The sequence below is a fragment of the Aeromonas sp. Marseille-Q5825 genome (assembly GCF_946892685.1).
GTDB lineage: Bacteria > Pseudomonadota > Gammaproteobacteria > Enterobacterales > Aeromonadaceae > Aeromonas > Aeromonas rivipollensis.
In genome coordinates, this window is the sequence record NZ_CAMPOU010000003.1 from 86,883 (window position 1) to 99,909 (window position 13,027).

The 13,027-nt window shown below is 64.6% G+C and carries 12 protein-coding genes; 10 read left to right on the forward strand and 2 right to left on the reverse strand.

Annotation, left to right across the window (positions count from 1 at the left end; translation table 11 throughout):
- Positions 1-10 precede the first annotated feature (10 nt).
- Positions 11-670, forward strand: coding sequence for a DUF2057 domain-containing protein (locus tag OC537_RS08765; protein ID WP_262110806.1), 660 nt, complete (start codon positions 11-13; stop codon positions 668-670).
- Positions 671-742: 72 nt separating this feature from the next.
- On the forward strand, positions 743-1,639 hold the full coding sequence (locus OC537_RS08770; protein WP_262110807.1) for a histone deacetylase: 897 nt from the start codon (positions 743-745) through the stop codon (positions 1,637-1,639).
- Positions 1,640-1,799: 160 nt separating this feature from the next.
- On the opposite strand, the gene OC537_RS08775 is transcribed toward OC537_RS08770, so the two are convergent.
- The gene (locus OC537_RS08775; protein ID WP_262110808.1) at positions 1,800-2,948 is read right to left on the reverse strand and encodes an MFS transporter; all 1,149 of its coding nucleotides are present in this window, start codon (positions 2,946-2,948) and stop codon (positions 1,800-1,802) included.
- A gap of 172 nt (positions 2,949-3,120) precedes the next feature.
- Positions 3,121-4,071 (reverse strand): ribosome biogenesis GTPase YlqF, encoded by a 951-nt coding sequence (ylqF, locus tag OC537_RS08780; RefSeq protein WP_106886395.1) that lies wholly within the window; start codon positions 4,069-4,071, stop codon positions 3,121-3,123.
- A gap of 326 nt (positions 4,072-4,397) precedes the next feature.
- Between ylqF and OC537_RS08785 the strand changes: the two genes are divergently transcribed.
- The 8 genes from OC537_RS08785 (at position 4,398) to OC537_RS08820 (ending at position 13,019) form a co-directional block, all read left to right on the forward strand.
- Positions 4,398-5,789 (forward strand): alkaline phosphatase, encoded by a 1,392-nt coding sequence (locus tag OC537_RS08785; protein WP_234676717.1) that lies wholly within the window; start codon positions 4,398-4,400, stop codon positions 5,787-5,789.
- 23 nt (positions 5,790-5,812) lie between these two features.
- Complete coding sequence (locus OC537_RS08790) at positions 5,813-7,180, forward strand: alkaline phosphatase (protein ID WP_262110809.1); 1,368 nt, start codon at positions 5,813-5,815, stop codon at positions 7,178-7,180.
- 50 nt (positions 7,181-7,230) lie between these two features.
- On the forward strand, positions 7,231-7,914 hold the full coding sequence (locus OC537_RS08795) for a hypothetical protein (RefSeq protein ID WP_262110810.1): 684 nt from the start codon (positions 7,231-7,233) through the stop codon (positions 7,912-7,914).
- Positions 7,915-7,996: 82 nt separating this feature from the next.
- Entirely contained in the window at positions 7,997-8,731 is a 735-nt protein-coding gene (locus OC537_RS08800) for a substrate-binding periplasmic protein (protein ID WP_410050466.1), read from the forward strand.
- 227 nt (positions 8,732-8,958) lie between these two features.
- A complete protein-coding gene (rnk, locus tag OC537_RS08805) occupies positions 8,959-9,354 on the forward strand; it encodes a nucleoside diphosphate kinase regulator (protein WP_025327497.1) in 396 nt (131 codons plus the stop codon).
- 198 nt (positions 9,355-9,552) lie between these two features.
- Positions 9,553-10,143 carry a transcriptional regulator UhpA gene (gene uhpA, locus OC537_RS08810; protein WP_025327498.1) on the forward strand — a complete coding sequence of 197 codons (591 nt, stop codon included), beginning with the start codon at positions 9,553-9,555 and terminating at the stop codon, positions 10,141-10,143.
- Entirely contained in the window at positions 10,140-11,657 is a 1,518-nt protein-coding gene (gene uhpB, locus OC537_RS08815) for a signal transduction histidine-protein kinase/phosphatase UhpB (protein ID WP_262110812.1), read from the forward strand. Before uhpA ends, uhpB begins: the two co-directional genes overlap by 4 nt.
- A 27-nt stretch (positions 11,658-11,684) precedes the next feature.
- On the forward strand, positions 11,685-13,019 hold the full coding sequence (locus tag OC537_RS08820; RefSeq protein WP_262110813.1) for an MFS transporter: 1,335 nt from the start codon (positions 11,685-11,687) through the stop codon (positions 13,017-13,019).
- Positions 13,020-13,027: the final 8 nt, after the last annotated feature.

A 13,027-nucleotide genomic window follows, 5' to 3' on the forward strand; every position in this document is an offset into this window, starting at 1 on the left:
AGGAGATGAAATGAAACTGACTGTTCTTGTGCCGGCCCTGGCTGGTCTGTTGTGGGCAGGTAGCGCCCTGGCTGATAGTCAACTGGAAATACACAATCCCTATGTGGTGCAGTTACTCGACGGCGTGACCATCAATCCCAAGCTGCTGGACAAGACCAGCACCTTCCCCATCAGTGCCGGCAAGCACCAGGTAGTGGTGGCCTTCGAGGGCAACTACTCCAACCGCAACGACATCAAGCTGGTGACCGCCGAGCCCCTGGTGATCAACTTCACCGCCGCCGACAACCAGACCCTGATGCTGGATTTCAAGAAGCCCCGTAACGAAGACGAAGCCAAGGCGTTCGTGAAAGAGCAGAAAGTCGTCCTTAAAGACAAAGTCAGCGGTCAGGCCCTGGCCAGCGAGCAGTTCGTCATGCCGACCGTTGGCGGTTTCCAGCTGACCCGCGACTACCAGCAGGAGCTGCTCAAGATGGGCAAGGCCTTCAACCAGCCAGCCAGCGTTGCCGTCTCCACCGCTGCCGTGATGGCCGCCGCCAGCGCGCCGGTCGAAGTGGCACCGAGCAAGGCCCAGAGCAATCCGGAAGCCCTGACCCAGCTGCAGAACTGGTACAACAAGGCCGATGCGGAAACCCGCAAAGCCTTCCAGATCTGGGTGATCCAGCAGCAATAAGGCGCAGCGCGTCGCTTTATGCATAGAGGGGAGCCTGGCTCCCCTTATTCATATCAGTTCAGGCCTATTGCCATGTCCCTGCGCATCTTCTATCACCCCCATTACTCCTCCCTGACGCTGCCCGAGCGCCACCGCTTTCCCCTGGCCAAGTACCAGGCGCTCTACCAGATCCTGGCAACACTGGGCTATCCGCTGGCAGAGGCACCCGCCGCGAGCCGCCAGCAGTTAACCCGGGTCCACGACGCCGACTATGTGGCGGCGGCCCTTGCCGGCACCCTGGATGACGGCGCCATCCGCAGACTCGGCTTTCCCTGGTCACCCATGCTGATTGAGCGCACACTGCGCTCGGTCGGGGCCACCATCGCCGCCAGCCGCCACGCCCTCGAGCAGGGCTGCGGCCTGCAGGTCTCCGGCGGCTATCATCACGCCCACAGGGACTTTGGCAGCGGCTTCTGCCTGTTCAACGATCTGGTGATAGCGGCCCGGGCCTGCCTCGACGAGGGGCGCTGCGAGCAGGTGCTGATCGTGGATCTCGATGTCCATCAAGGGGATGGCAGCGCCGCCCTGTGCGCGGGGAGCCGGGACATCATCACCCTCTCCCTGCATGGCGAGCACAATTTTCCCCACCACAAGCCCGCCTCCCATCTGGACTTTGCCCTGCCAAGCGGCATGCAGGACGACGCCTACCTCGAGACCCTGACCCAGGCGCTGTCACTGGCGCTGCGCCTCTACCGCCCCGACCTCATCCTCTACCAGGCCGGGGTCGACGTGCACCAGGCCGATGAGCTCGGTTATCTCTCCCTGAGCGACGCCGGGGTGCGCCAGCGGGACGCCATGGTGTTTGACTGTGCGATTAGCCACGGCCTGCCCATCGCCGCCGTACCGGGAGGCGGTTATAGGCGCGACTGGCGGCAGTTGATCCCGCTGCACCTCTCCCTGTTCGAAGAGGCGAAAACTCGCTATGGCTAGCGCCCCTCTCCCCCTAGCCAGTCTCTGATAACAACAAGGCGGCCCCGGGGCCGCCTCTTCTTATATAGGGCACTGCTGCGTTTTGCAGCGCCTGTCACCAGAGACAGGACAGGGCGTCATCCATGGCTCTCTGCGCTTCTTTCCTATCAGACACTAGCCATCAGGCATGTGCCACCGGCGTCGGATGCTCACCCACGGGACGCAGCAGCATCAGCAGATAGATGAAGGACACGCTGGCGATCATGATAAACAGCAGCTTGTCCGAAAGGTGCTGCATCAAGAGCGAGGTATAGGCCGGGCCAAGCAGGCTGCCTATGGTGTAGCTCAGCAGCAGCGCCTGATTCATCGCCACCAGCTGATGCTGCTCGACCTTCTCGCAGGCCCAGGCCATGGCCACCGGATAGAGGGTAAAACCGGCGGCGCCCAGGATGAAGAGCGCCGGACCCATCGCAAGGTTGCCGAGCATCGCCAAGGCGCCCAGGATGACCACCAGCACCTGCAGCCGCAGTACCGGCAAGCGACCGAACCTGTCTGCCAGACGGCCGGCAGGCCACTGTCCCAGGATGCCGGCGCTCACCATCACCGCCATCCAGTAGCCGATACCGGCATCACTCACCCCCTGATGGTTCAGGTAGAGTGGCATCAAGCCATAGAGCGACCCCAACACTATGCCGGAGATGATGCAGCCATTGACCCCAAGGCGCGCCTGACGCAGGCGCAGCATGGGCCACACCCGGGTTGCCCCCTGCTGCTCGCCCTGCTCGTTGACAATGCGGGTAAACAGCAGCGGCAGGATGGCGGCCAGTACCAGGCCAGTCACCCAGGGCAGCACATCCATCAGACCAGTCGGCAGCGTGCTGACCAGCAGTTGCCCGAGCACAGTCCCCATGTAATAGACCATCATGTAGGCGGCGAGCAGGCGCCCCCGGTTGCGCGCGTTGCCGCTGCACATCAGCGCACTCTCAACCACCACCCAGATCATGGCGCAGCCGATGCCGGCGATGAATCGCCAGATAAGCCAGCTCCAGAACCCCAGAGTGAGCCCAAGCCCGACACAGGCTGCTGCGAAGAGGACTGAGGCCAGGTAGTAGCTGCGGTTGAACCCGGCATGCTTGATCAGCACCCCCGCCAGCAAAGTCCCCAGCAGGTTGCCGCAAAAATAGGCGGAGCCGACCATGCCCACCTGCCAGGTCGGCAGCTTGTCATGGGCGAGCCAGAGCGGCACCAGGGTATTCAACACTGCTATGGCCAGGGTCAGTAGCAGCAGGCCACAGAGCAATAACTGCACTGGCCGGGAGTATGTGGTCATGGATAAAACCCTGGGGAGAGGCAAAATGCGAGCGCATCATGCCACCGCCAATGCCATTGTCAATCGGCACTGAACGAGCCGCAGCCAGGTTTTGCCCCGGCCCGGCCATTGGCGTCATAACAGAAGAGGCGACCCCGGGGTCGCCTCTTCGTTATAGCTGCCACAACATCGGCTATTTCTGACGCTTTTTGGCGTACTTGCGACGGGCCCGCGCCTGGCGCTCCTCTTCTCGCTCGGCCTTCTCCTTGGCCTTCTCCTCAGCCTCTTCTGCCGCCAGTATGATCTCGGCGCTCACCATCTCAGGGGTCTCCAGGGAGATGCGCCCCAGCATACCTGAGCGGAACTCGTTGACCAGGATCTCGGAGGCCTTGTGCAGATCCGCCAGGCCGCCCTTGCGCACGAAGGCGCGCTGACGGGCGATCATCTCCAGCAGCTCGATCTCGGTCTCGGGCAGATCGGTTATCTGGTAGCGGGCCTTGATGCGCTCGGGGTAGGCCTTGATGAAGTAATCGGCGGCGAACATGGCGATGTCGGCGTAGTCAAAGACGGTGTCCTTGATGGCCGCGGTGATGGCCAGCCGGTAGCCGCAGGAGGGCGGGTTGAGCTTGGGCCAGAGGAACCCCGGGGTATCGGTCAGGATGACGTTGTTGTCCAGCTTGATCCGCTGCTGGGACTTGGTCACCCCCGCCTCGTTGCCGGTCCGGGCTATGATGCGCCCCGCCAGGGTGTTGATCAGGGTGGACTTGCCCACGTTGGGGATGCCCATGATCATGGCCCGCACCCCGCGCAGGTCGAAGTTGCGCTCCGGCAGCATCTCGTGGCACAGGGTCAGCAGCGCCTTGATCTTCTCCGGCTCCTGCTGGGTCAGGGGCAACGCCTTGATCCCCTTCTCTTGTTCCATGTGCGCCACCCACAGCTCGGTGATCGCCGGATCGGCCAGATCCGCCTTGTTCAGCACCTTGATGACAGGGGTATCCCCACGCAGCTCGGGCACCAGGGGGTTCTCGCTGGAGAAGGGGATGCGGGCATCGAGCATCTCGATGATGACATCGACCTGGGGCATGACCTCGGCAATTTCTTTGCGGGCCTTGTGCATGTGGCCGGGGAACCAGTTGATGGACATATCCGTTACTCTCTCATTGGGGATGCTGGCTCCCGCTGGGGGCTGCGGGCGCCTGGTGATGCGCCAAACCGCTGGCACTCATCGCAAGGGGGCGCATTTTACCTGCTGCGGCCCCGATTTGACAGGTCATTGTGGCCACAGGCGTGCACGGCAGCGGCGCCGGCGCCACTACGACAGCCTGGGGCAGAAGGGCAGACAGCAATCAATAAGTGGTTGATACAACATAACATTTATCTGGCACCTTCACCGTATTGTCATCCAGACTCACTAAAAGTGTCATCTGCCCCCTCTAGGCTGCGCTCAGGTTTTACAAGGAGCGAACCCCAATGAGAAACATGGCAGGACTTGCAGTGATGATAGGCGCCACCCTGGTCGCCGGCTGCAACTCCAACAATGACAGCAGCACCCCGGAGCCCAGCGCCAAAAACGTCATCTTCTTCCTCGGCGACGGCATGGGCCTCAACACCCTGACCGCCGCCCGCATCTACGGCGTGGGGGAAGAGGGCAGCCTCACCATAGACACACTGCCGGAGACGGCCTTCATCAAGACCTTCTCCCACGACGCCCAGGTCACAGACTCGGCCCCCTCCATGGCGGCCTACATGACAGGGGTCAAGAGCAACAACGGCGTCATCAGCATGGACAGCGACGCCACCTATGAGAGCGACTGCAGCCAGAGCGCCGGCAAGCCGGTCACCACCTTGCTGGAGCTGGCCAAGGCCGACGGCCGCGGCACCGGCGTGGTCACCAGCACCCGGGTGACCCATGCCACCCCGGCCGCCACCTATGCCCACATCTGCAACCGGGATCTGGAAGCCGACATCGCCGCCCAGCTGGTGCCGGACGGCGCCGGTTACAACGGCGCCCTGAAAGAGGGGCTGGACGTGGTGCTCGGTGGCGGCAGCAGCTTCTTCCTGCCCACCGCCGACAAGGGCAAGCGGGAGGATGGCCGCAACCTCATCAGCGAGATGCAGGCCAAGGGCTATCAGTTTGCCAGCAACCTGGACGAACTGAACCAGGCCGAGGCGGGCAAGCCGCTGCTGGGGCTGTTTGGCGCCAGCCACATGAAATATGACCTGGACAGGCCCGCCAGCGAGCCCTCCCTTGCCCAGATGACCCTGGCTGCCATCAAGCAGCTCAAGGACAAGGAGAAGGGTTACTTCCTGATGGTGGAAGGGGGCCGCATCGATCACGCCCTGCACGACACCAACGCCAAGCGCGCCCTGCAAGATACCCTCGCCTTCGACGACGCCATCAAGGCCACCATCGACGAGGTGAAGAAAACCGACCCCGAGCTGAAAAACACCCTGATAGTGGTCACCGCCGACCATGACCATACGCTGGTGCTGAACGGCTACGCCAAGCGCACCGGCAAGACCACGGCTGGCAACCCCGGCGTGCTCGGGCTGGTAAAGAACTACGAGACCGGCGAGCCGAGCAAGGACAGCGACGGCATGCCCTACACCATCATCGGCTTTGGCAACGGCTACAACCGGGTGGATGGCCCGCGCAGCAGCGTGGCACCGCTCGACGATGCCACCGTCTCGGCCGACGACTATCACCAGGAGGTGGTGGTCAAGGTGGGCGAGCTAGGCAACGAGACCCACGGCGGCACCGACGTCTTCCTCGGCGCCATAGGCCAGGGGGCTGACAGCTTCCACGGCTCCCTCGATAACACCGCCGTCTTCGGCAAGGTCAAGGCTGCGGCCAAGCTGTGAGGATCATTCCCGTGAGAAAAACCATGAACAAAACCCTGGTGTGCACCGCCCTGTTCGCCGCCCTCGGCGGCCTGTCCCAGGCCCAGGCCAGCGACGCCAAGAACGTCATCCTCTTTATCGGCGACGGCATGGGCCCCAGCGTGCTCACCGCCACCCGCCTCTACAAGGTGGGGGAAGAGGGGGATCTCGAGATGATGAAGCTGCCACGCAGCGCCCGCATCAAGACCTTCTCCCACGACGCCCAGACCACGGACTCGGCCCCCTCAATGGCGGCCTACACCACAGGGGTCAAGATGAACAACGAGGTGATCGCCATGAGCAGCGACACCCAGGCCGTGGCGCCGTCCAAGGACATCAACGGCAACAAGGGCATCAACAACTGCAGCGGCGACAACGGCACCCCGGTGCCGACCATACTCGAGCTGGCCAAGGCGGCGGGCAAGTCGGTGGGGGCCGTCACCACCACGGAGCTGACCCACGCCACCCCGGCGGCCACCTACTCCCACATCTGCCACCGTGACGCGGCCTACGCCATCGCCGAGCAGGCGGTCCCGGGGGGTGCCGGCTTCAACGCCGCGCTCGGAGACGGGGTGGACGTGCTGATGGGGGGCGGTGCCAACCACTGGACCCCCTACAGCGCCAGCAACAAGGGGGGCCGGGCCGATGGCCGGGATCTCACCGCCGAGCTCAGTGCCCAGGGCTATCAGTACGTCACCACCCAGAGCGATCTCGCCAAGATAGAGAGCGGCAAGGTGCTGGGTCTGTTCAGTGCCAAGTCCCACCTCGACTACGAGCTGGACCGCGTCGCCAAGGGGGCGGCCAATACCCAACCGTCCCTCTCCGAGATGACCGCCAAGGCGATCGATCTCTTGAGCCAGAACAGCCAGGGTTACTTCCTGATGGTGGAAGGGGGCCGCATCGACCACGCCCTGCACGCCACTAACGCCAAACGATCCCTCACCGATGCGGTGGCGCTGGACGAGGCGGTCAAGACGGCGCTCGGCAAGGTGGACTTGACCGATACCCTGATAGTGGTCACCGCCGATCACGACCACACCATGACCATCAACGGCTACTCCGCCAAGGGCAACCCTGTGCTGGATCTGGTCAAGAATGGCGACGGCTCCACCCAGAACGACGTGGATGGCAAGCCCTTCACCACGCTAGTGTTCGGCAACGGCCCGAACCGCGCGGACCTGCGCCCCACCCTCACCAGCAACCAGGTGATGGGGGATGACTACCTGCAGGAGACAGGGGTCAAGCTGGGCTCAGAGACCCACGGCGGCGGCGATGTGATGCTGTTTGCCGATGGCGCGGGCAGCGGCCGCTTCAAGGGCACCCTGGACAACACCCTGGTGTTCGGCAAGCTCAGGGAGGCGCTCGGCCTGTAAGAAAGAGGGCCCGGTGTCACGCCGGGCCCCCTTCTTTCGAGCGATCACCCATGATGCGATTGTTACTTACGTTATGGCTCCTTGGCAGCACCCTCAGCTTCCCCCTGCTGGCCGATGAGGCCCCCGATCTGGCCGCCCGCATCCGCTATCAGGACAGGATCACCAGCAGCGACGGCATAGCCCGGGAGAACCACTGGCAGGAGAAATGGATCCGGGTCGGCAACCAGGTGTGGAGCCAGCGGCTCATCCCCCTGCCGCTCGCCCGCGCCTATCACGCCAGCCACGATGCAACTCCGGGCCACAAGCACTTCACCCACCAGATGGCGGCCCGCTGGGTCAGCCGCAGTGATGAGGGGGAGCTGCAACTGCGCTACGCCGACGCCTGGCACAACCAGCTGGTGGAGGTGCCGCCGGAGGAGTATGGCCAAGTAGCCTTCACCGCGGACTGGGCACGCCTTCGCCACCTGGTAGACCCGGCCCTGCTGCAGGGCATGACCGCCCTCGACGAGGCGGCCCCCGAGCAGGCCCGCTGGTACGAGAAACGCGAGGGCAAGCAGCGCACCCGCATCCTCTGGTCGAGCCAATGGCAGTTGCCCCTGGTGGTGGAGTCCGCGAGCCTGGACGGCTATCGCAGCTACCGGATGGAGGTGACCCTCAAGCCCTTGCCAAGGCAGTTGCCCTGGCAGCAGCTCGATAGCTACCAGACCCTGGATCTGCGGGACTTCTTCGACTGACGGCCCGCTCCCCCCAATGGGTTGACTGACTTGGGGTTACGGGATGTTACACTCTGTGTACTCATCCCTGACCCGGTCTTCTATGCGTCTTCCCCTATTGCTTCTATTCTGCTGCGCCCTCCTCTTCCCGGGTCCAGGCGCCCACGCCGTGGTGGTCCTGGCCGCAGACGTTCCCCCTTATGTGATTCGCTCCCAACAGGGGGCCCCAAGCGGCATGGCAATCGAGGTGCTGGAGGAGGCTGCCCGCCGCCTTCGGGAGCCGCTTGAGATAGAGCTGATGCCGCTGGCCCGCGCCCTCAGCCAGACCCGCCATCGGGCGGACGTCCTGCTGCTGCCACCGGCCAGGAGTCCACAGCGCGAGCCCCTGTTCCTCTGGATTGCCCCCCTGCTGGAGGAGGCCTTCGTGCTGGTCAGCCACCGCCAGCACCACCCGGCCCCCCTCTCGGTCAAGGCGCTGTCCGGCCTGACCCTGGGGGCGATGCGCGGCTCTCATGGTCAGAGCCTGATCCAGCCCCTGGAGGGAGTGACCCGGGAGCTGGTCACCGAGGAGGTCAACAATGCCAGCAAGCTGGCGCTGGGCCGCATCCAGGGCTGGGCCGTGGCCTGGAACACGGCCCGCTACAACCAGCAGCGGGCCGGCTTGCCCCTGGCGGATCTGGTGCGCGGCGACACCTTGCAAGAGAGCGCCCTCTACCTGGCCGCCAGCCCGCAGTTTCCTGCGGCCGAGGCGCTGCGCTGGCGCAAGGCGATTGAGGAGATGCGCGAGGATGGCAGCCTGGCGCGCATCCTGCGGCAGTACGATTACCAGGCGCCCTGACCCCCGGCCGGGCATTTGCCAAAGCCATTCAGAATGGTTATGGTATCCCCATGAAAGCGCTCATGATTTTTTCCAGTCAGCTCACACCCCGTTGAGCCCCCGCCCTCGCCCCTGACAGCGAGTCGCTCGGGGGCATCGCGCTTGCGATCTATTCTCACAATCCGAACCCTTTTTCGACCAGCTTGTCCGTCATCCTGGTCCTTTCAGCCATTGATAAGGAATACCCCATGCAACAGCCACATCTCGTCATCTCCAACCTGGATCTGGATCGCATCGAGCAACTGCTCGGTAACCACCCGCAACACCTGGCCCTGCAGGAGGAGCTGAACCGCGCCGAGATCCGCGACCCCGCCGACATGCCGCCGGACGTGGTGACCATGAACAGCACTGTGCGCTTCAAGATGCAAAACAGCGGCAACGACTTCTGCCTGACCCTGGTCTACCCGAAGGACGTGCAGGGGGATGAGTCGAAGATCTCCGTGCTGGCGCCGGTGGGCAGCGCCCTGCTGGGCTTGAAGGTGGGTGACAGCATCGCCTGGCCCGGCCCGGCCGGGCGCACCATACAGGTGGAGATACTGGAAGTGGTCTATCAGCCGGAGCGGGCGGGCGAGCTGCACCGCTGACAGGGCCAGGCACGCCCTGCCGCCCCGGCGAGCAGAGCGTGCCTCTCCTTATATTGCCGCCCTGAATCACGCACTCAGGTGAAGCACCCATAGCCGCGTCTCCTGCGCAGGGGCTCTCCTCCCCCTTGAGCCAGGGGGCGAGCGGGAGTATCTTGTTGGCCGCGCCAGCGCCCTGGCCGCAGATCTCAGGCTGACACCATGATAAAAATTGCCCTCATCGACGATCACCAGATAGTCCGCTCCGGCTTTGCCCAGTTGCTCAATCTCGAACCCGATCTGCGGGTCGTCGCCGAATTTGGCAGCGCCGCCGACGCCCTCGCCGGCTTGCCGGGCAGCGGTGTACAGCTGTGCGTGTGCGACATCTCCATGCCGGATCAATCCGGGCTGGACCTGCTCAGGCAACTGCCCGCCGGCCTCGCCGTGGTGATGCTGTCGGTGCACGACAGCCCGGCCCTCATCGAGCAGGCCCTGCAGGCTGGCGCCAAGGGGTTTCTCTCCAAGCGCTGCAGCCCGGAGGAGCTGATCGCCGCGGTGCGCACCGCCGCCCAGGGAGGCTGCTACCTCACCCCTGACATAGCCCACAAGCTCGCCAGCAGCCACAGAGATCCCCTCACCAACAGGGAGCGGGAGGTGGCGCAGCTGCTGGCCGGCGGCATGGAGGTGAAGGCCATCGCCGAGCGCCTCGGCCTCTCCCCCAAGACGGTGCACGTGCACCGCGCCAACCTGATGGACAAGCTCAACGTCAGCAACAACGTGGAGCTGGCTCACCGCATGCTGGACAGCTGGTGATCTCCCGCCTTGCCAGCTATGTCGCCATCGCTCTGGCGGCCTGCTTCATCTTCGCCGCCGGCTGGTTCTGCCTCTGGAGCATCGGCCTGCACCTGGTGGAGAGCCCGGTGCTGGCGGTGTTGCTGTTCCCCTTCGGACTGCGTCTGGGTCTGCTGCTGCAGAGCCCCCTCCCCTACTGGCCGCCCCTGCTGCTGTGTGAAGCCCTGCTGCTCCACTGGCTCGATCGGGAGGTGGGCATGCCCCTGTGGCCCCTCATCCTGGCTGGCAGCCTGCTCACCTTGCTGCCGCTGCTCATCGCCCGCCGCCAGCGGGTGCGAGACGACTGGCAGCAACTGCTGGTGCTGCTCGCCACCGTCACCGTGGCGGCGGCCCTGCAATCCCTGCTCTGGCATCTGGCCGGAGAAGATGGCCTCACCGCCCTGCTGCTCACCCTGACCGGCGGCCTGACCCTCACCTCCACCTGCATGCTGATCTGGCACTATCTGACCCGCGCCACCTGGGTGCCGCTCGGCCCTGCGCTGGTGGATCAGCCGGTGGACTGGCGCTTTCGCCATCTGGTCTGGTATCTACTGCTGTTCGTGCTGAGCCTGGGGCTGCAGCTCGGCCTGCCGGACTCTTTGGTGCGCTTCACCCCGTTTTGCCTCGCCATTCCCATCATGGCCATGGCCTGGCGCTACGGCTGGCAGGGGGCCCTGCTCGCCACCCTGATGAATACGGTGGCCCTGATGGCGGGCCAGGCCTGGCACGAACATCCCCTGGATCTGCTGCTCTCCCTGCTGGCCCAGAGCCTGACCGGCCTGCTGCTGGGCGCCGGCATCCAGCGCCAGCGCGAGCTCAACCAGGCGCTGACCCGCCAGCTCGCCCACAACCGCCAGCTCACCGAGCGGCTGCTGGAGACAGAGGAGAGCATCCGCAAGGAGGTGGCCCGGGAGCTGCACGACGACATAGGCCAGACCATCACCGCCATCCGCACCCAGGCGGGCATAGTGCGCCGCCTCGCGCCGGACAACCCCCATGTCGGCCAGAGCAGCGCCCTTATTGAGACCCTGTCGCTCGGGATCTACGATGCGGTGCGCGGCCTGCTCGGTCGCCTGCGCCCGCGCCAGCTCGACGATATGAGCCTGGAGCAGGCGGTGCGCGGCCTGCTGCGGGAGCTGGAGCTGGAGCGGCGCGGAATCGTCACCCGGCTGGAGTGGGGGCTCGCGGATGAGGCGCTCTCGGACGCCCAGCGAGTCACCCTGTTTCGGGTCTGTCAGGAGGGGCTCAACAACGTGGTCAAGCACGCCAATGCCAGCGCTGTCACCATACTGGCCCGCCAGCAGGCCGATCGGGTGCTGCTGCAACTGGACGACGACGGCTGCGGCCTGCCCGAGCAGACGCCCCAGGGCTATGGCCTGCTCGGCATTCGCGAGCGGGTGCAGGCGCTGGGGGGGACGCTGCGCCTCTCCTGCGCCCAGGGGACCCAGCTGACTGTCAACCTCCCCAGCCGCAAACGGGAGGAGTCCCATGACTGATCCAGGATCCAGAAGGCAGATCGCCCCATGCTGAGCTTTATGAAGAGCCGCCCGCTGGCGCCACCGATGCGGGATAAAGAGGAGATAGACGCCAGCTATCGCCATTGGCGCCTCCACATACTGCTGACCATGTACCTGGGCTATGCGGTCTTCTATTTCACCCGCAAGAGCTTCAACTTCGCCATGCCGGACATGCTGGCGAGCGGCATTCTGGACAAGGCCGACATCGGCATGATGTGGACCCTGTTCTACCTCACCTATGGCTGCTCCAAGTTCGTCTCCGGCATCATCAGCGACAGGGCCAATCCCCGTTACTTCATGGGGCTGGGGCTGATGGCGACCGGGGTCATCAACATACTGTTCGGCCTCTCGTCGGCCCTCTGGATGTTCGTGGCACTCTGGATTGCCAACGCCTTCTTCCAGGGCTGGGGCTGGCCCCCCTGCTCCAAGCTGCTCACCAGCTGGTACTCGAGGACCGAGCGCGGCTTCTGGTGGTCGGCCTGGAACACGGCACACAACGTGGGCGGGGCCCTGATCCCGCTTATCGTCAGCACCATAGCCCTGCAGCACGGCTGGCGCTACGGCATGATAGTGCCCGGCCTCATCGCCATACTGGCCGGGCTGCTGCTGTGCTGGCGACTGCGGGACACCCCGAGCACCCTGGGGCTGCCCACGGTCGGACAGTGGCGCCAGGACGCCCTGGAGATGGCCCAGCAGACCCAGGATGTCGGCCTGGATCCGCGCCAGATCCTGCGTAAATACGTGCTCGGCAATCCCTACATCTGGCTGCTGGCCTGCTGCTACGTGCTGGTCTACGTGGTGCGCACCGCCATCAACGACTGGGGCAACCTCTACATGACGGAGCAGCGCGGCTTCAACCTGATGAGCGCCAACTCGGCCATCTCGATGTTTGAGGTGGGGGGCTTTATCGGCGCCCTGGTGGCGGGCTGGGGCTCGGACAAGCTGTTCAACGGCAACCGGGGGCCCATGAATCTCATCTTCGCCATGGGGATACTGCTCTCTGTGGGGTCACTCTGGCTGATGCCCTTCTTCAGCTACGTGATGCAGGCGGCCTGCTTCTTCACCATCGGCTTCTTCGTGTTCGGTCCCCAGATGCTGATCGGCATGGCGGCGGCGGAGTGCTCCCACAAGGATTGCGCCGGGGCCGCCACCGGCTTCGTCGGGCTCTTTGCCTACATGGGGGCGGCGCTGTCGGGGTATCCGCTGGCCAAGGTGATGGAGATCTGGCACTGGAACGGCTTCTTCGTGGTCATCTCGGTGGCGGCCGGGGTCTCGGCCTTGTTGTTGCTCCCCTTCCTCAAGGCCCAGGCGCCCCGTCCCCTCGCAGTCGAAACAGGCTAAGAGGCCGA

What these genes read in the sequence shown, in the direction of transcription:
- OC537_RS08790 (WP_262110809.1), top strand. Translation starts at nt 5,813, where the DNA reads ATGAACAAAACCCTGGTGTGCACCGCCCTGTTCGCCGCCCTCGGCGGC.
- OC537_RS08785 (WP_234676717.1), top strand. Translation starts at nt 4,398, where the DNA reads ATGAGAAACATGGCAGGACTTGCAGTGATGATAGGCGCCACCCTGGTC.
- uhpA (WP_025327498.1), top strand. Translation starts at nt 9,553, where the DNA reads ATGATAAAAATTGCCCTCATCGACGATCACCAGATAGTCCGCTCCGGC.
- OC537_RS08765 (WP_262110806.1), top strand. Translation starts at nt 11, where the DNA reads ATGAAACTGACTGTTCTTGTGCCGGCCCTGGCTGGTCTGTTGTGGGCA.
- OC537_RS08775 (WP_262110808.1), bottom strand. Translation starts at nt 2,948, where the DNA reads ATGACCACATACTCCCGGCCAGTGCAGTTATTGCTCTGTGGCCTGCTG.
- OC537_RS08770 (WP_262110807.1), top strand. Translation starts at nt 743, where the DNA reads ATGTCCCTGCGCATCTTCTATCACCCCCATTACTCCTCCCTGACGCTG.
- OC537_RS08800 (WP_410050466.1), top strand. Translation starts at nt 7,997, where the DNA reads ATGCGTCTTCCCCTATTGCTTCTATTCTGCTGCGCCCTCCTCTTCCCG.
- rnk (WP_025327497.1), top strand. Translation starts at nt 8,959, where the DNA reads ATGCAACAGCCACATCTCGTCATCTCCAACCTGGATCTGGATCGCATC.
- OC537_RS08795 (WP_262110810.1), top strand. Translation starts at nt 7,231, where the DNA reads ATGATGCGATTGTTACTTACGTTATGGCTCCTTGGCAGCACCCTCAGC.
- ylqF (WP_106886395.1), bottom strand. Translation starts at nt 4,071, where the DNA reads ATGTCCATCAACTGGTTCCCCGGCCACATGCACAAGGCCCGCAAAGAA.
- OC537_RS08820 (WP_262110813.1), top strand. Translation starts at nt 11,685, where the DNA reads ATGCTGAGCTTTATGAAGAGCCGCCCGCTGGCGCCACCGATGCGGGAT.